The following is a 17,752-nucleotide window of genomic DNA, read 5'->3' on the forward strand; positions in this document are numbered from 1 at the left end:
AGGTTCGCCCCGGTGGCAGTCGATGATCAACAGCCGATCGCGGCACGCAGCGTGAAGCGGGGCTTCATGATCCGGATCCGCGAGACCGGCGTGTCGCCGGGAGATCCGTGACAGAATGCGGGAGGCACCTCCTCTAGGGCCCCTCCTAACCCAGGAAGGGGCTTTATTCATGTCATCAGATCATCCGATCGAGTTCCGGCTCTCGGAGAATCCGTGGGCGCCGACCGCCGTGATCGAGGAGATCAACGCCCGCACCGCAAGCGGCCTGGTGCTGACCGGTCTCGCCGATCAGGTCGGCGGCGTCAGCAGCGCCGCGTTCGTCGCCTGGCCCGACGGCCGCCAGTCGGCACTGACCCGGCCGCGTGCCTCGCTGGCCTCGATGCAACTGACGGCCACCGTGCTGAACGAGGTACGGGAGCAGGGAATCCCGGTGCCCGCCTACCAGCTGGTGCTCGACCTGCACGACGGCTATCTGGCGGTGGTGCAGGAGCGGCTGCCCGGTCGCCACGTCGAGGTCCTCGATCCGACGACGGCGGCATCGTTCATCGCGGCGAACGACCGCTTCGCCGGTCTGCTGCGCGGCCGTCCGGAGGTCCCGCCACCGCCGGCGTTTCCGGCCGACGGCCCCGGGTACGGCGCGTTCGAGGACACGGTCGGCCGGCACGGTCGGCGGGGGCGGCGGCTGCTGACCCGGCTGCTCGAGCTCGACGGCGGCCGGCCGTTCCGGATGCCCGGTGACGACCTCGTCCACACCGACTACTCGCCCGGCAACGTGCTGTTCGACGACACCGGCCAGGTCAGCGGCATCGTGGACTGGAACTTCGGCGTGGCCCGCGGTGACCGCCGGTATGCCCTGGTCGGGCTGCCGTGGGGCAGCATCGGCAGCAGCACGATCGGGCCGGCCGAGCAGCGCCGGATCGATGCCGCGCTGGCCGAGCTGGAACCCGCGACGCTGCGTCGCTACGAGGCACACCACGCCGTGTCGCGGGTGCACCGGTCGATCACCGAGCAGTTCACGCCGGAGCGGATCGAGGCCGACCTGGACTTCGCCGAGGACGTCCTGAGCTGACCCGGCCGAGCGTTCCGGTCAGGCGTCGCGCCACAGGGACCAGAGTGCCCGGGCGGTCGCCGGATCACAGCCCGCGATCACCGCCTCGCCGATCGCCGGGACGCCGGCCTGGCCGGAATGATCAAGGACGGTGCCGCCGGCCTCTTCGATGATCAAGATCGCGGCGCCGTGATCGATCGGGTTGTAGCTGTGGATGATCGCGGCCGCGCCACGTCCGGCGGCGATCCCGGACAGGGTGGCGGTGCCGGAGCCGGGAATCCGTACCGTGCAATGCCGGGCGGCCAGCCGCTCCATCAGCGCGGTCAGGCCGGGCCACGGCCGGGCGCCGGCGAGCTCGGTGACCACCACGGCTCCGGCCAGCGGGTCGCCGGCCGGCCGTGGCGAGGTCCGCAGCCGGTGCCCGTCCTGCCAGGACCCGCGGTCCGCGGCCGCGACGACCGGGGTCAACGTCGCGGGGTCGATCACCGCTCCGACGACCGGTCGGCCCTGGTCGACGAGGGAGAGCGAGAAGCTGGTCCAGGGCACGCCGTTGGCCAGGTTGGCGGTGCCGTCGATCGGGTCCACGTACCAGCACGGCCGGCCGTCGGCCGCCCCGCCGTACTCCTCGCCGACCAGAGCATGATCAGGAAACTGGGCGCCGATCACGGCGCGGACCCGGCGCTCGATGGCTCGGTCGATCTCGGTCACATGATCGGCCGGCCCGGTCTTCGTCTCGACCGGCCCGACGCCGTTCTGCCGCACCCGCCGGGTGATCTCGGCGGCGTGCCCGGCCAGCTCGGCGGCGATCGCGACCTGGCGACCGCGTTCGTCCGTCGCCACGGCGGCGACGGCGTCCCGTACCGCACGGACTCGGTTGGTCGTGAGCGAATCGACGCCGATCGTGGTCAGGTGCGCCGCCTGCGCCGGGTCGTCCACCGTCCAGCAGGAGACCTCGGCACCAAGATCATGAACGGCCTCGACCCAACGCCGCCCGACCAGCAGATGATTGGCGTTGACGACGGCGGGCCGCAGCTCGGCGAGGTCGGCCGCGGTCGGCGGCTCGGTGGAGTACCAGGGCTGCCAGACCTGGGCGTCCGGCAACGCCGCCCGGATCGTCCGCATCGCGTTCGGATGGCCGCACCAGGCCGTGAACCCCTCGGCCCCCGCATCCCGTACGACCTCGGCCGCGGGACCCGCCGGCCCCGGCTCGTCCATGTCGATCAGCAAGATCGTTCCGGTGTCGCGAAGGAGCTCCAGAGCCTCGGCCAGCAAGGGAATCCGGCGATCACCGCCGCCCAGTTCGCGCACCTCGGCCAGCTCCACGTCGCCGATCGATCGCGGATCGCCCCAGAGCCGTTCCAGCGTTGCGTCGTGCAACAGCACGACCGCGTCGTCCCGGGTCACCCGGACGTCGATCTCGATCATCCGCACGCCCTCGGCAAGGGCCGCCCGGAGCGCCGCCGGTGTGTTCTCCCATGTTCCGTCCGGCTCGGAATGCACTCCGCGATGTGCCACAACGCGCGTCTCGTTCGGCCGCCTGGTCATGATCGAAACGTACGGCACTCCAGGATCGGCTTGATCATCGGGACGGCGGCCGGCCGCCGCCGCTCGGCTCGGTGGCCGTGTCCACGCCGATCTTCAGAGCGACCTGGTATCCCTGCGTCACGCTGCCGGTGGCCGTGCCGAGCTGGCTGATCCCGCCGTCGTCGCCGAACACGTTGTCGGAGTCCAGGCTGACCTGCGCCAGGTTGGACACCGACTGCTGATAGCCCGCGGTCGCGTAGACGGCGTCGCAGGCGTCCTGCGGCAGCGCGACCTGCGAGGTCGCGATCGCCTTCGACGCCTCGGTGATGCTGCCCTGGTCGGGATACACCTCGAAGTGGACGTGCGGCCACCGACCGGAGTAGCAGGCCGGGAAGATGCTGGTGAACGTCACCGTCCCGTCCGTGTCGGCCACCTGCACGCCGCGCAAGTAGTTCTCGTTCTCGATCCCCTCGGAATACAGCGAGTAGCGACCTTCCCGATCACAGTGCCAGACGTACACGGCGACGCCCTCGAACGGGAGGTCGCCGCCGGCCAGGTCGATGATCGACAGCGTCAACGTCAGGGGTACGCCCTCCGCGGTGGCGCTCCCGGTGCCGAAGCTGGACCGGAGGTCGCTGCGGACTATGCCGGACTGCTCCAGCACGTCCGGCCCGTTCGAACCGTCGCCCGGATATGGGCCCGCGGTCTCGTCCGGGATCTCGGTCAGGCCGCCGGACCCGGCCGCGTCCGTGGTCTCGGTCGCGGCCCCGGAGACGCCGCAGGCCGTGAGTCCCGCGGCGGCCGTACCGAGTCCCAGCACGGCCAGCATCGAGCGACGGTCGAACAACGTCCCAAGATCAAATCCGAGCCCCTGGTCGACCACCTCCTCGTCCGGTCGGGGCAGGGGCCGGCCCTGGTAGTGACCGTCGCTCTGGTCCATGGATCCTCCGTCGTTGCGTTCGTCCTCGGGGTAGGTCCTCAAGCCTGGCCGGATGGTGTTGGCCGAGGCTGTGCTGCTGCTGTGCGTCGACCATGAACCGGGCGCGCCCCGGTCGCCTGCTTGGCGGCATGCCGGTTTGAGGGACTCAGAATGCTTGTGAACAAGCCGTGAGAGCGGCTCTTGACGCTCTCGAAGATCGACACCTAGCATGTGGCATACCACCGGCATGCAATCCGGTGGGCGACGTTCGGGGCGTCGCGCGAACTTCTGTGCACCGTCTGACCAAAGGAGTGTCCGGTGACCGAAGCACATCCGAAACGACCGATCCGCGGCTTCGGCCGCCGCGGCTTCCTGGTGGGAGCCGCACTGACCACGCCGGCGATCATGGTCGCCCAGCAGGTGCAGTCGGCACCGGCGGCCCGCGCCGAGCCCGACCTGCCGGCCGACAGCACCCTGGACCCCAGCAAGGTCAGCAAACGCAAGGCACCGGCCCAGCAGCAGGCCGTGGTCGGCAACACCGTGCCCGCGTTCCCGGGGGCGGAGGGCGCCGGGAAGTTCACCACCGGCGGCCGCGGTCACCCCGTCTACGAGGTGACCACCCTGGCCGACTCCGGACCGGGATCGCTGCGCGACGCGGTGTCGCAGAGCAACCGCATGATCGTCTTCCGGGTCGGCGGCACCATCGAGTTGGCGGGCGGCCTGGACATCACCGGCTCCAACCTGACCATCGCCGGCCAGACCGCGCCGGGCGACGGCATCGCAGTGATCAACAACGAGTTCACGGTCGACGGCGACAACATCATCATCCGCTACCTCCGGGTCCGCGGCGGCGACAAGATGGGGACGCCGATCGACACGTTCAAGGGCGAGGGCCGGCGCAATCTGGTGATCGACCACTGCTCGGTCAGCTGGGGCGTCGACGAGTGCTTCTCGCTGTACGGCAACTACGACGTCACGGTGTCGCACTGCCTGATCGCCGAGGGACTGACCATGTCCGCGCACGAGAAGGGCCGGCACGGGTACGGGGGGCTGTGGGGCGGCCAGAACGTCACGTACCACCACAATCTGCTGGTCCACCAGGGCGGCCGCAACCCGCGGTTCAGCTTCGTCGAGCACCTTGATCAACTCGTGGACCACCGCAACAACGTGATCTACGACTACGGCTTCACCTCCTGCTACGGTGGCGAGTGGTGCGAGGGGATCAACCTGGTCGCGAACTACTACAAGCCCGGTCCGGCGACCCTCGCGGCGACCGCGCCGGAGATCGTCGCGCCCGGCCGGGGCGGCCGCTGGCACGTGTCGGAGAACGAGATCGAGGGTCACCCCGACATCACCGGGGACAACCTGGCCGGGATCACCGTGCCGGTCGGCGGCATCACCCACGCGGCCGAGCCGATCCCGTTCCCCAACGAGATCAAGACCCAGACCGCGCAGGAGGCGTACCAGGCGGTGCTGGCCGACGTCGGCGCCAACCTGCCCCGCCTCGACGCGGTGGACGCCCGGCTGCTGGCCGATGTCCGCAACGGGACCGGCCGGTTGATCAACTCCCAGACCGAGGTCGGCGGGTTCCCGGTGCTGGAGTCGGCCGAGCCGCCGGACGACGGTGATCACGACGGCATCCCGGACGACTGGGAGAAGGCGCATGATCTCAATCCGAAGGATCCGGCCGACGGCGCGGCGATCGGCCAGGACGGCTACAGCAACCTGGAGATCTACCTGAACTCGCTGCAGCCGGGCACGGCGGCGAACCCCGAGGTGGCGATCACCTCGCCGACCCAGAACCAGGTCTTCACCGACGCCGCGGCCGAGCAGGAGTTGGTGATCACCGCGGAGGCCACCGCGGACGGCGACGCGACGATCGCCTCGGTCGAGTTCTTCGCCGGCGACAAATCGCTCGGCGTCGCGAAGTCCGCGCCGTATCGGGTCACCTGGAGCGGGGTCACCGACGGCACCTGGTATCTGACCGCCCGGGCCACCGACAGCCGGGGCCTGAAGACCCAGTCCACCGGAACGCCGGTCCACGTCAACCGCAGCACCGACCTGGGCAGCTGGACCTCGACCGACGTCGGCGACGTGCCGATCGCCGGAGCCGCGGCGCTGAAGGGCGACGACGCGTTCACGATCAAGGGATCGGGCAAGATCTGGGCAAAGCAGGACGCGTTCCAGTTCGTGCATCGGGAGATCGACGCCGGCGGCACGTCGGTGATCGAGATCATCGCCCGGATCGACCGCTTGAGCCGGGTCTACGAAGGGGTCTACGCGGGCCTCATGATCAGGGAGTCGCTGGAGCCGGACTCGCCGTACTTCACCGGTGGCATCGTCTGGTCGGCCGGCGGCCTGAAGGGCCACGTGTCCCGGTTCGCCCGGTTCGGCGACGAGCCGAGCATCAGCCCGTACCCCTGGGACGACGAGGAGCTGGACGACAAGCCGTACTGGATCCGGTTGATCAAGCGCGGCAGCGAGTTCGAGGCCCACCTGAGCGAGGACTCGCTGCAGTGGACCCGGATCGGCTACGAGCGGATCCCGATGTCCGACCGGGTCCACATCGGCCTGGCCGTCGACGCCAACAAGGAGAAGAACGCCATCGACAACTACGCCTCGGCGGACTTCGCCGAGGTACGGGTCAATTCCTGATCACGTGGTGAGAGAGAGGACGACGATGTCATCAACGAAGCTGCGGGCTCGATCGCGCCCGCGAAGTCTGCTGATCAAGCTCGGCGCCGTGCTGGCCGGGCTGACCCTGATCGGGCTGCCAGGTGCGGTGGCCGACGAAGGTGCCGCGGCGGAACGGGCCTGTACCGACCCGGGCGCGACGCTGGTCCCGAACAAGTACAACGAGGAGTTCTGCGTCTTCGACGACGAACTGTTCATCTTCGCCGCCAACTACAAGCCGTTCGAGTACTCGCCGACGGAGGATCGGCAGGCGACCCGGGTGTTCGACGAGGTGATCGGCAACAAGCTGCGCGCCGCGTTCCCCGAGCTCAAGATCAAGTACGCGACCTGGGACATGCCGGTCCGGTACGAGGATCTGAAGGCGGCCGGCGTGACGCCGGACATCGTGATCGACAATCCGCGGAACCGGATCGACCGTGACCTCGAGCCGCTGGGCTGGGTCGAGGACATGACCCCCGGTCTGGCCAAGGCCGAAGTCGATCTTGCCCCGCTGAACCAGGCGGCGGTCGAGCAGGTCCGGTCCCGCTCCGACGGCGGCCTCTACGGCGTCCCGGTCTTCATCGACGAGCATCTGCTCTTCTACAACAAGGCGATCTTCGACCGGTTCGATCAACCTCATCCCAAGGCGGGCTGGACCTACGACGACGCGTACAGCGCCGCCAAGAAGCTCACCCGGCAGGACGGATTGGCCGCCTACAAGGGCTATCTGCAGCACCCGGACAACTACCTCGAGTTCAATCAGTACGGCAAGTATCCGTTCACCGACACCGGCAGCGAGCAACCGGCCCCGGAGGACGTCGCGGTCGATCTGTCGACCGAGGAATGGGCCAAACTCGGCGCCAACCTGGAGCGGTTCCTGCTGATCCCGCGCAACGGGTTCACCACCGTCGACGATCTGGTGAAGGGCGACATGAGCCGGCCCGGCCGGGTCGCGATGGTCGTCGATGCGCTGCGCAAGCTGCCGATCTACGCCGGCAACGAGCTGATGACCGAGGATGGCGACGAGGAGGCTTTCGCGGAGTGGATGAAGTCGGTCGATCTGGGTGTCGCTCCGGTCCCGGTGCTGGACCAGGGTTCGACGACGACCTATCAGCCGAACACGCTGGCCGCCTTCGTGACCAAGCAGGCGGCGCAGAAGGACGCGGCCTATCAGGTGGTCAAGTGGCTGGTCTCGGAAGAGGCCCAGACCGAATTCTCCCGGCACGCGATGAAGGCCGTGCTGGCCACCGATCCGGTGGTGGCCTCGTTCGGTGAGGCGATCCCGGAGCTGAAGAAGATCGACACGTCCGCGGTCTACTGGGGCGAGAATGCCACCGTGACCGGCTACCAGAACACCGAGTACTGGGACATCCCGCTCTACATGGTGTTCCGCCAGCACGTCCTCAAGGACGCGATGACCGTCGAGTCGGCCCTGATCGTCGCGGAGCAGGAGGACATCCCGGCCTACCTCAAGTCGCGAGCGGAGGGCGGCTTCGACTTCTAGTTGATCTTGGACCCTGAGCCTGTCGATGCCGTCATCGGCAGGCTCAGGCTCGTTCGCCGAGCAAATTGTTCAGGTCGAGCTCGACGCGGCTGCCGCCCACCCCTGCACTGCCTCGAGGTTCCCGGTCGTCGAGGTGGAGCAGGGGTGTCCAGCCGCTGCCGGAGTTGGCGTAGAGGTCCAACGCCCGCAGTTCGGGGTCCAGGATCCAGTACTGCTCGATGCCCGCGCCGGCGTACTCGCCCGACTTGCGTACGGTGTCCTCGCCGCGCGTGCTCGGTGACAGGATCTCGACGACCAGCACCGGCGGCTCCGAGACGAGGAACTGCTCCGGTGGTCGCCGGATCACCGAGATGTCGGGAACACGTACCCGGTTGTTCGGGAGCTGGACTCCGACCTCCTGGACGACCTGCAGCTCGGCGAGCGAGGCGTCGAGCAGCGCCGTGAGCCGGAACGACGCCTTCTGATGCGGGTAGCTAGCCGGGGAATTCACGACCACCTCCCCGTCGACCCACTCCGTCTTGGGCTTCGACGGGAGCGCCCACCACTCCTCGTACGACATCCGCTTGCGCTGCAGCCCTGGCACGGCTTCCTCCGGTTTAGCTTCGGACACATCGATCCTCCCCCATTCTGCGCCTCGTCGCTGTGCCGTGTCCTCCTGCCGGAGGTCGCTGACACTCACAGTGCGCCGAGGAGTCGCAGCGCCGTAGGCCGACGGGCGTCCGCCCAGTCGGCCTGGCCGGTGTGATGCAGCCAGGAGACGAACTGGACGAGCTTCGCGGCCAGCCAGAGGTGAGTACGGCGAGGTGAGACCCCGACCCGTTCCGCGAGCCGGGCGGCCCGGCCGACCGGGTCGGGATCGTCCTGAATCTGGTAGAGCAGGTGGTTCGCGAGGTCGTAGCCGGGCTCACCGATCATCGGGCGCGGATCGATCGCCAGCCAGCCGCGGACGGACCGCAGTACGTTCCGCGGGTGGAAGTCGCCGTGCAAGATCAACTCGGCCGGCGTCGTCGCCGCCAGCTCGTCGAAGAGCTCACTGCCGTCCCGGTACAGCGAGGCTCCGAGGCGGTCCGCCCGGTCGCGCAGCCGCGCCGCCTGGCGGGCCGCGATCTCGGAGAGCAACGGAAGCTCGAGGTCGGGAGCCGGCGCCCACAGTCGCGGCAGCACCTCCGTTGCCGCATCGTCGGACGCCGCTGCCGGCAGGTCGACGGCGGCGTCGCCGGGCTCGCACAATTCGATCAAGGAGGCGTTGTCGGCGGCGTCATGCGCGAGCAGTCGCACCAGGCCGCGCGGATCGTACGCTCGCCAAGCAGCGGCGAGATCGATCGATTCGTGACTGGGCAGGCCGAGCTTGAGCACGGCCCGGCCACCGTCGGCCAGCTCGACCGGCGCTGCCCAACTCGCCGCACCGCCGGTGAAAGAGCGGAGGCGCAGGACGAGGCGCCATTGCCTCCGGTATCGGTCGATCAGACCGGGGAGTCGATCCAGCCAGCCCGGCCCGGTGTGCGGATGGTGGCGCAGGATCCGTTGCCGGTCGGACTCCGCCATCGAGCCGGTCCTCGACAGCGGCAGATCCCAGTTGATCATGGAACGAAGCTAGCCGGCACCCCTGACAATCCAGCGGTGCCGGCTCATAACTCTCGCGATCATCCCTGTTCGTGTTGATGGAGAACGGTAATGCGCGCTTGGTTCCGCCAGACGACGTACCGGGTTTGCTTCAACCATGGCGTTGAGCTGAGGATCTTCCCGAGTTGATCGACATCGGCGATAGGGCGCTCAGCTGTGTATTCGCCGGCGGCCAATCCCAGAATGACATCGCCGTCCCGAAAATCCGAGTCAGCAGGGAAGGCGATGACGGCCACTCCTACGGCCGCTGCGAGACCGTGGGCCGATACCTCGGCCTGGTTCGTCACTGATCTGAGCACGAGTCCGGGCAATTGCGGCAGCTCCCTTGTCGACGCCCGCTCGGCCGTGCCCGTCATGGGTAACGGAACTGGGCAGGACTCAGCCCGCGAACGCAAACCGGCCGACTTGACGCCGAAGTTGTTCATCGGAAAGTTCTCGAAGCCGAGAGCCAGTGCCGGACTTCCTTCGCGCACTCGATAGTCGCCGGCTTGCGGATTGATGAAGTCGGCTGATCCGGCCGCGGAATGACGATCCACCCCCAGGTCGCGAGCTGCCGAGAGATCACCGAGATGGGCAAAGAGGTTGTGATCGATCGTGTCACCGAGGTGGCGCAGCCTGATCGGCTGATGGCCGGTGCCGAGAATGTTGCGCTCGACCCGATCCCGGCTGTTGGGCAACCAGACGTGCAGGTGCACGCCATTCCCGATGATCACGTTGTTCCAGACCTGCCGGTCGTATCCCTCCCTCAGCTTCAAACCCCCGGCGAGCAGCACGTTGGAGTAGATGAGGTAGTTGCTGGACCCGTCATCGAGATCGATGTCCCAGCCGTGTTCGCAATGAAATCTGTTGTGCCGAATGGTTGTGGCGACCAGGGCGTCGAGAGAGGCAAAACCTTCGACCGAGCGGACCCGCTCGGCGGTCTCGGCGGGATCGGCATCCCAGAACCGGTCTCGACCCCAACTGTTGAAGGCGCCGTGATCGCTGGTCTCGAGGACCGTCTGGAACACGTCGTTCAACTCGATCAGGTGGCCACCCCACGTGCCGTCACAGATGTTGATCCCCGAGCGCGGTAGCCGATAGATCGTGTTCGACGAGACGGAGATCCTGGACGCCATCGACAGCGAAACTCCGGCCGATTGGAGCTCCAGGAGACCCACGTCGTGGATCAGGTTGTCGTCGATGACGCAGTCTTCGGGATATTCGATGTCCCGAGGCCCCGGGATCAGATCAGTGTCGGCGATCCGGGCCGTGTGGTCGTACTCGTACATGGGAGTTCGGACCGAACTCGCCCGGCCGAAGACGTAGACCCCGCCCCCACCGAGTTGGTAGAGGCGACAACCGCTGACCACGACCCGGCGAGCGTAGCCGTCGAGCAGGACGCCGGTCCCGCCACATTGGGAGATCTCGCAGCGCTGCACGGCGACGTCATGGGCGTTCTGAACGACCACCGCCGCATGTCTGGCAATCATCCAATCGCTTCGCAGCAAGGGTTCGGTGGCTTCGAGGAAGGTCTGGCCGGCGTGCTCGATCCGGAGTCCTTCCAGGCGGACATCGTGTACGGGTCCGCGGAGTGATCCGGCGATCTGGACGGCCCGGGTTCCGCCGCCCGCCTCGAAGAGCGCGGACTGGGCGTCGGTTCCGTCTTCGGGCCAGTAGTACAGGCATTCGTCGGCCTCGTCGTAGTACCACTCGCCCGGCGCATCGAGCTCCTCGCGGATGTTCTCGACATACAGCTCTTGACGGTTGAGATCGTACGGCCGATTGTTCGCCAGCTGAGGCCCTAGCTCCACCATGCCGTCGTCGGTCCCCATGATCGGGACGAACACCGATCCCCATTGGTGAGCATGCCTGGCGTGGACGATCCCTCCGACAGGGTCGGTCCAGCCGGAGGTCCGCTGCGGATCGAGGGCGTCACCCGCCACCGCGTCGAACGGTCTGGCGCCCGCGCGTGGCAGATTCGGGTAGCGGGCCCGGGTCTGCCGGAGACCGTCGACGAACAGTTGATCAAAGGCCGGCCCCGGAATCCGCGCGGCAAGAATGTGGCCGTCAACGGCCTCCCAGAATGGACGCAGTCTTCGCCCGGCGACGAGCCGGACCCCTGGGCCGGTGCCGGCGATCACCGTCGGCATCCCCGGCTGCCCCGAAAGCACGGGGTCGATCGTCAGCGTTTCCCTCAGGTAGTAGACGCCGGGGGCGATGTGGATCCGGATCCACGTCCGCGGATCCTGGACCTTCAGTTCGCGCGCATGGGCGACCGCCAGCTCGATGGTCTTGAACCGGGCGCCGCCAGACTGACCGACCTCAAGGACGATCTCCTGCATCGCAGCTCTCCTGTCCGGTCCGAAACCCTGAGCACATCAATGTGACCCATGGACCAGGATGGCGCAGTCATTAGATGAATACAACCGAAAAGGAGGTTTCGGGTGCACTCCCGCGCCGAGTCCAGCTGAGGATCGCCAATCTGGGTAGGGCCTCTGGTTCCGAAGTGCGGATCGAGCAATGAATAGTGATCCGATGAATATTCCGACCGCGGTTTCCCGGTCCGGCCGTCGCTGGTCAGCCGGCGGGCAGCCAGACGCGCATCGGGGCGCGGTCGCGGTTGGCCCACTGAAAGTAGGGGATCGCGGTTGCCTTGACCGGGCGCTCGGTCAAGGCCGGTGGGCTGGAGTAGTACGGCAGGCCGGTCGCGGGCACGGCGCCGAGTTCGACCGCATCAAGCTCGAGGAGCGTCGTACGGCCGATCCCGGGATGATCATCGACCGGGCGGGCGGTGATCGCCGGATCGGCGGCCAGGCGGAATCGCTCGAGATCGGCGGCGGCCTCCTGATCGGCCTGCTCGAAGCAGTAGACCAGCGGGCCGCGCTCGAAGGCGGCGGAGCCGCGGACGGCGTCGATCTTGGGATGCGGAGTGATCATCCGCGGCGTCAGGTCCAGGTCGAACCGGATCGTGTCGCCCGCCTGCCAGTGGCGGCGCAGCGTGAGGTAGCCGCGGGCGTCCGGCTCGACCGGAACCGGGTCCCCGTTCACCGAGAGTGCGGTCTGCTCGCTCCAGGAGGGCAGCCGCAGGGCGATGCCGCTCTCCGCCTCGGGAGCCCGATCGATCGTGATCATGACCTCGCCCTGCCAGGGCAGGTCGGTCCGGATGCGCAGTCCCAGCTCGCCGCCGGCCAGGCCGGCCGTCAGTTCGGAGTCCGCGTATTGCTGCAGGTACAGGGTTTCGGCGTCGCCGGTCGCCACGTAGTGACCGAGTGAGGCCATCAGCCGGGTCACGTTCGGCGGGCAGCAGGCGGACCAGAACCAGCCGCCGCGGTACCGGGGATCGCCGATCACCTGTTCATGATCATGGCGCCGCTGCAGCGGGTTGCCCTTGAAGAACTCCAGGCCGTCCAGCGAGACCGATGCGGCGAAGACGTTGTAGAGCGTGCGCTCGATCAGGTCGGCGAAGCGGGCCTCGCCGGTGGCCAGCAGCAGCCGCCAGCTCCAGTGGATGCTGGCCACCGCCGCGCAGGTCTCGTTGTAGGCCTGGTCCGACGGGAGTTCGTACCCCTCGCCGAACGCCTCCTTGAGCTGCCGCGCGCCGTGCCCGCCGGTGATCGCGGTCTTGGTGGCGACCATGTCCTCCCAGCGTGCGATGGAGCAGTCCAGCAGTGAGCGGTCACCGGTCTCGAGGGCGACGTCCACGATGCCGGCCTCGAGATACATGGCCCGCACCGCGTGGCCGGTCAGGATCGGCATTGCGCGTACCGGAAGGGCGTCCTGGAAGTACGCGGAGCCGACCGGACTGTGCCCGACCAGGCCCTGGCCGCGGTCCTCGACCAGCCGACGGGCCAGGTCGAGATAGGCGGTCGTCTCGGTCAGCCGGTACAGCTCGACCAGGGCGGTCTCGGCCTCGGGATGTCCGTCCAGGCGGGGCTTCCGCTCGGTCAGGAACACCTGGACCAGGTGATCGGCGAGTCGCCGGGCCACCGGCAGCAGTTGATCATCACCGGCCCGGGCGAGTGCCACCGCGGCCTGGATCAGATGGCCGGCGGTGTAGAGCTCGTGGCTGTTCTCCAGCTTCGCGTAACGCTGGTCGGGTGCCACCACCTGGTAGTACGAGTTCAGGTAGCCGTCGTCCCGCTGGGCCCGGGCGATCAGCGCGACGGCCTCCGCGACGAACGAGCGCAGCGTCGCGTCGTCACCGTTGGCGAGTTCGAAGCCCACCGACTCGAGCATCTTGTAGACGTCGGAGTCCATGTAGACCGGACCGTGGTACTCGGCGTCCAGTCGATCACCGGCGGCCAGCCGCAGGTCGTCGAAGTTGCCGGCCTCGTCGAGCTTGCCGATGCCGAGCGGGATGCTCGCCTCCCGGTTCACCCGTTGCCACTGCTGCCAGAGGCCGCCGGTGATGATCACCGGCGGGATCGGCCGGTGGGCGGCGTCGGCGCCGGCGGTCGGGGCGATCGGCCCGGTCACGCCTTCGGTGGTGATCATGGAATCGGTCATCGAGTTCGTCACGTGTGATCAACGCCTTCCGGGTCCGCCGGGATTCATGCGTGGTTGGGTGAGGAAGACAATGGTCTGGTCGCGGACCCGGAGGATGTGCGACTCGAGCCGCTCCCGGGCCAGGTCGGTGTCGCCTGCGACCAGGGCGGCGACGATCTCGCGGTGCTCGTCGACCGCGGTGTCCAGCCGCTTGTGGGTCAGCGGCGCCTCCATGCCGGCCCGGGTGACGTGGATGCTCAGGTGCAGGTCGTCGTAGAGCGACACCAGCCGGGGCAGTTCGGCGAGCGCGACGATCGAGCGGTGGAACCGGCTGTCGTTGTCCCGGAAGGCGATGTAGGCGGCCTGGTCGTCGACCGCATGCTCGGCCAGCTTCGCGGCCTCGGCGACCGAATCCTCGAGCTCGGGCAGCGGCCCCTCGGGCTGGCGCTCGCAGAAGCGGCGGATGCTGTGCGATTCGATCATGACCCGGAGCTCGAACAGCTCGTACAGGGAGCTGAGTGACGGGACCGCGACGGTGAAGCCGGCGATCGGGTCGTAGGAGAGCAGGCCGCGCTCGTACAACCGGCCGACGGCGCTGCGGACCGGGGTCCGGCTCATGCCGAGGTTGCGGGCGAACTCGCGGATCGGCACCGGTTGCCCGGGTGCCGGATGCTCCTCGGTGAGCCAGGTGACCAGCGCCTGATGCGCCCGGCTCTCCAGGCTTTCGGAGTCGACCGGTGCTGCGGTTCGAGCCATCGATGATCCTTCCACTGCCCGTTCAATCTACTCAGCTCGCTCATGGTATGCCGGATCGCCGATCCCCGCCGACAGTCGGTGAGGCGCGCCGCCCGTTATCCGGAAAGCGCTTCAACTTCAGCCGGTCAATCCCTTGACACCACAATCGAACGACTCTCATCATACTGGTATGCCACCGGCATTCATTGATGAATCGATACCCACCGGCGAACGACCGCGGGGGGTCTTCCCGCCGATCGTGCTGCCCCTGACCGACGACGGGACGTTGGATTCCACGTCCCTGGAGCGTCTGGTCGGGAAGCTTCTCGACGGAGGGGTGGCCGGTCTCTGGGTGAACGGCACCACCGGCGAGTTCTATGCGCTCGGCGTGGAAGGGCGGGCCCGCGTCGTCCGGGAGTGCGTCAAGATCGTCGCCGGGGCGGTGCCGGTGATCGCGCACGTCGGGGACACCGGGACCGACCTCGTTCTCGATCATGCTCGGGCCGCGCTGGACGCCGGCGCCGACCGGCTGTCGGTGCTGCCGCCGTACGGGGCGGACTTCACCCAGTCCGAGCTGAAAGATCATTTCCGTGCCGTCGCGCGACTGGCCGGCCGGCCCGTGTTCGCGTACAACCTGCCCCGGCTGGCCGGCCCAGGCCTCGGCATCGACGCGATCGTCGAGCTGGCCGCCGAGGGCGTGTTCGACGGTGCCAAGGACAGCAGTTCCGACCTGGTCTGGTTCCGCCAGTTGCTCGGCAGCGCCCGTCGGGCTGGGGTCGAGTTCGACTGCTTCACCGGCGGTTCCGCGGTGCCCGATCTCGGCTACTTCGTCGGTGCACAAGGAACGATGAGCTCGCTGGCCAACCTGGTCCCGCGTCATCTGGTGGCTCAGTTCGAGGCCTTCGGGCGGGGCGACTGGACCACCGTCCGTGATCTTCAGGACGGCTCGGACGAACTGCTGCGCGCGCTGCGGCTGCCGCGCGCGACGACGATCTCGGCAACCGCGGCGCTCTACAAGCATCTGCTGGAGCGCCGGGGCTGGATCGCCACCGACCGGTCCGCGGCACCGCTGTCCCGGCTGACCGACGACGAGCGTCAGCAGCTGGACCGGACCGCCCTGCCCCTGATCGACCACTTGGAGACCGCCGCCGCCGGCGAGCACTCCGGCGTCCGTCGCCGCTGACGGTCGCCGCCCACCCAGCAAGGAGGAGCACAACGATGTCTCAGTCCAAGATCACGGACCGGCCGGTGCTGCCGTACCGCCGGATCACCCTCTCGCGCCGGGGCCTGCTCGGCTCGGGCTCCGGTCTGATCGCCGGTGCCGCCCTGTCCGGAAGCGCCTTGTCCGGCTGCAGTCTGCTGGACACCGCACCGGTGCAGCGCGATGGCGGGGGCGGGCAGAATCCCGATTCGCCGAAGGGGAAGGAAGCGCCGAGCCTGGCCGCCCAGGTCGAGGCGGGCAAGTTGCCGCCGGTCGCGGAGCGGATGCCGGAGCAGCCGCTGGTCGTCGAGCCGATCGAGAGTGTCGGCCGATACGGCGGCACCTGGCAGTCGGCCATGATCACGCAGGAGGACGCCAGCTGGCTCACCACGGCCATCGGGTACGAGCCGCTGGTGCGCTGGGCCCGGGAGTGGACCGACTCGCCGGGCACCGACGAGATCATTCCCAACATCTGCTCGGCCTTCGAGGAGCTCGAGGGCGGCAAGGTGTTCGAGTTCACGCTGCGCAAGGGATTGCGCTGGTCCGACGGCGAACCCTGCACCGCGGATGACTTCCGGTTCACCTACGAGGACATCGCGATCTTCCCGGAGATGCACCCGGACGGCTTCTACGATCTCTGGCTCAGCACCGACACCGCGCGCCCAGCCGAGTTCACGATCGTCGACGAGACCAAGATCAGGTTCACCTTCAGTGCGCCGAAGCCGGGCTTCCTCAACGAGATCGCCGGCGGCGTCACGATGGTGATGCCGAAGCACTACTTCGAGAAGTTCCATCCCAAGTACAACAAGGATGTCGACAAGCTGGTCAAGGAAGCCCGCCTCAACGACTGGATCCAGCTCTACGAAGCCAAGGCCGAGGACTGGTTCAACGCGGACGCGCCGACGCTCAACGCCTGGCAGCTGGTCACGGCGCTCGGCGACGGGACGTCGGTGATCGCGGAGCGGAACCCGTACTACTGGAAGACCGATCCCGAGGGCAGCCAGCTGCCCTACATCGACAAGATCCAGTGCGAGGTCCTGTTGGACGTCGAGGTCGAGCTTCTCAAGATCGTCAACGGCGAGCTGCACCTGCAGATGCGCAACTTCAGCACGGTACGCAACAAGCCGGTTGTCGCGCGCGGCCAGGAGGAGGGCGACTACCGGATCTTCACCGTCCGCGCGACCGGTACCAACACCATGGTGATCGGGTTCAACCAGACGCTGAAGGACAAGCAGAAGGCGCAGCTCTACGCCAACAAGGACTTCCGGGTCGGGCTGTCGTACGCGATCAATCGGCAACGGATCATCGACACCGTCTACGCCGGCCAGGGCAAGCCGTGGCAGGGTGCCCCGCTCGAGGGCGATCCGGTCTACGACGAGGAGTTCGGCACGCAGTTCACCGAGTACTCCAAGGACAAGGCGAACGCGTCGTTGGACGCCGCCGGGCTGACCGAGCGGGACGGCGACGGGTTCCGGCTCTACAACGGCAAGCGGGCGATCGTCCAGGTCGTCGTCAACTCGGCGATGCCTGATCATGTCGACGCGTTCGAGTTGATCAAGGACGACTGGAAGGCGGTCGGGGTCGAGCTGCAGCAGCAGCGAGTGTCGGAGGAGCTGTACTGGGAACGGGTCGAGGCCAACCAGGCCGAGGCCTCCAGCTGGACCGGCGGTGACTTCGAGGTTCGCGCCACCCAGGGCTCGAACCACTACTACGTGCCGAGCAACCCGCGCGGCGCCTCTCGGTGGGGGAACGCCTGGGCGTTGTGGTATTCGACCGACGGCAAGGAGGGCGAGGAGCCGCCGCCGCCGGTGAAGAAGCAACTGGAGCTGTTCGACCGGATGCGGATGACCTACGACGCCGACGAGGCGACCAAGCTCGGCAAGGAGATCATCGCGATCGCCAAGGACCAGTTCGTCTACGTCGGCATCTGCACCCCGGCGGAGACGTACGGGATCGTCAAGAACACGATGAAGAACGTGCCGGAGTCGGTACCGGGCGCGGTCGGCTACATGGCGCCCGGCCCGAGCAACCCCGAGCACTTCTACTTCACTGCGTGACCTT

At 67.9% G+C, this 17,752-nt stretch carries 12 protein-coding genes; 5 read left to right on the plus strand and 7 right to left on the minus strand.

Annotated features, from left to right (window positions below; translation table 11 throughout):
- Positions 1-169 precede the first annotated feature (169 nt).
- Complete coding sequence (locus tag ACFQU4_RS36525; RefSeq protein WP_377501846.1) at positions 170-1,069, plus strand: phosphotransferase; 900 nt, start codon at positions 170-172, stop codon at positions 1,067-1,069.
- 18 nt (positions 1,070-1,087) lie between these two features.
- Here ACFQU4_RS36525 and ACFQU4_RS36530 read toward each other — a convergent pair whose 3' ends face one another.
- Positions 1,088-2,593, minus strand: coding sequence for an inositol monophosphatase family protein (locus tag ACFQU4_RS36530; RefSeq protein WP_377501848.1), 1,506 nt, complete (start codon positions 2,591-2,593; stop codon positions 1,088-1,090).
- A 34-nt stretch (positions 2,594-2,627) separates the two neighbouring features.
- Positions 2,628-3,512, minus strand: a complete 885-nt coding sequence (locus ACFQU4_RS36535) for an intradiol ring-cleavage dioxygenase (RefSeq protein WP_377501850.1) — start codon at positions 3,510-3,512, stop codon at positions 2,628-2,630.
- A 297-nt stretch (positions 3,513-3,809) separates the two neighbouring features.
- On the opposite strand from ACFQU4_RS36535, the gene ACFQU4_RS36540 reads away from it, so the two are divergent.
- Positions 3,810-6,146, plus strand: coding sequence for an Ig-like domain-containing protein (locus ACFQU4_RS36540; protein WP_377501852.1), 2,337 nt, complete (start codon positions 3,810-3,812; stop codon positions 6,144-6,146).
- Between the two features lie 25 nt (positions 6,147-6,171).
- Positions 6,172-7,668 carry an ABC transporter substrate-binding protein gene (locus tag ACFQU4_RS36545; RefSeq protein ID WP_377501854.1) on the plus strand — a complete coding sequence of 499 codons (1,497 nt, stop codon included), beginning with the start codon at positions 6,172-6,174 and terminating at the stop codon, positions 7,666-7,668.
- A gap of 43 nt (positions 7,669-7,711) precedes the next feature.
- Here ACFQU4_RS36545 and ACFQU4_RS36550 read toward each other — a convergent pair whose 3' ends face one another.
- The 5 genes from ACFQU4_RS36550 to ACFQU4_RS36570 all read right to left on the minus strand — a co-directional run bounded on the left by ACFQU4_RS36550 (position 7,712) and on the right by ACFQU4_RS36570 (position 14,511).
- The gene (locus tag ACFQU4_RS36550) at positions 7,712-8,278 is read right to left on the minus strand and encodes a Uma2 family endonuclease (protein ID WP_377501856.1); all 567 of its coding nucleotides are present in this window, start codon (positions 8,276-8,278) and stop codon (positions 7,712-7,714) included.
- A 65-nt stretch (positions 8,279-8,343) separates the two neighbouring features.
- The gene (locus ACFQU4_RS36555; protein ID WP_377501858.1) at positions 8,344-9,252 is read right to left on the minus strand and encodes an aminoglycoside phosphotransferase family protein; all 909 of its coding nucleotides are present in this window, start codon (positions 9,250-9,252) and stop codon (positions 8,344-8,346) included.
- Between the two features lie 59 nt (positions 9,253-9,311).
- Positions 9,312-11,612, minus strand: coding sequence for a hypothetical protein (locus ACFQU4_RS36560; protein ID WP_377501860.1), 2,301 nt, complete (start codon positions 11,610-11,612; stop codon positions 9,312-9,314).
- 235 nt (positions 11,613-11,847) lie between these two features.
- Positions 11,848-13,764, minus strand: a complete 1,917-nt coding sequence (locus ACFQU4_RS36565) for a glycoside hydrolase family 127 protein (protein WP_377501862.1) — start codon at positions 13,762-13,764, stop codon at positions 11,848-11,850.
- Between the two features lie 30 nt (positions 13,765-13,794).
- Positions 13,795-14,511 carry a GntR family transcriptional regulator gene (locus tag ACFQU4_RS36570; RefSeq protein ID WP_377501864.1) on the minus strand — a complete coding sequence of 239 codons (717 nt, stop codon included), beginning with the start codon at positions 14,509-14,511 and terminating at the stop codon, positions 13,795-13,797.
- A 169-nt stretch (positions 14,512-14,680) separates the two neighbouring features.
- Between ACFQU4_RS36570 and ACFQU4_RS36575 the strand changes: the two genes are divergently transcribed.
- Together ACFQU4_RS36575 and ACFQU4_RS36580 are read left to right on the plus strand one after the other, a co-directional pair.
- Positions 14,681-15,673, plus strand: coding sequence for a dihydrodipicolinate synthase family protein (locus ACFQU4_RS36575; protein ID WP_377501866.1), 993 nt, complete (start codon positions 14,681-14,683; stop codon positions 15,671-15,673).
- A 35-nt stretch (positions 15,674-15,708) separates the two neighbouring features.
- A complete protein-coding gene (locus ACFQU4_RS36580; RefSeq protein ID WP_377501868.1) occupies positions 15,709-17,748 on the plus strand; it encodes an ABC transporter substrate-binding protein in 2,040 nt (679 codons plus the stop codon).
- Positions 17,749-17,752: the final 4 nt, after the last annotated feature.

It is taken from the genome of Microlunatus sp. GCM10028923 (assembly GCF_042666975.1).
In the GTDB taxonomy this organism is placed as follows: Bacteria; Actinomycetota; Actinomycetes; order Propionibacteriales; family Propionibacteriaceae; genus Microlunatus.

Coding starts and splice junctions, on each gene's coding strand:
- ACFQU4_RS36525 (WP_377501846.1), top strand. CDS start 170: ATGTCATCAGATCATCCGATCGAGTTCCGGCTCTCGGAGAATCCGTGG.
- ACFQU4_RS36530 (WP_377501848.1), bottom strand. CDS start 2,593: ATGACCAGGCGGCCGAACGAGACGCGCGTTGTGGCACATCGCGGAGTG.
- ACFQU4_RS36535 (WP_377501850.1), bottom strand. CDS start 3,512: ATGGACCAGAGCGACGGTCACTACCAGGGCCGGCCCCTGCCCCGACCG.
- ACFQU4_RS36545 (WP_377501854.1), top strand. CDS start 6,172: ATGTCATCAACGAAGCTGCGGGCTCGATCGCGCCCGCGAAGTCTGCTG.
- ACFQU4_RS36555 (WP_377501858.1), bottom strand. CDS start 9,252: ATGATCAACTGGGATCTGCCGCTGTCGAGGACCGGCTCGATGGCGGAG.
- ACFQU4_RS36560 (WP_377501860.1), bottom strand. CDS start 11,612: ATGCAGGAGATCGTCCTTGAGGTCGGTCAGTCTGGCGGCGCCCGGTTC.
- ACFQU4_RS36565 (WP_377501862.1), bottom strand. CDS start 13,764: ATGATCACCACCGAAGGCGTGACCGGGCCGATCGCCCCGACCGCCGGC.
- ACFQU4_RS36570 (WP_377501864.1), bottom strand. CDS start 14,511: ATGGCTCGAACCGCAGCACCGGTCGACTCCGAAAGCCTGGAGAGCCGG.
- ACFQU4_RS36575 (WP_377501866.1), top strand. CDS start 14,681: ATGCCACCGGCATTCATTGATGAATCGATACCCACCGGCGAACGACCG.
- ACFQU4_RS36580 (WP_377501868.1), top strand. CDS start 15,709: ATGTCTCAGTCCAAGATCACGGACCGGCCGGTGCTGCCGTACCGCCGG.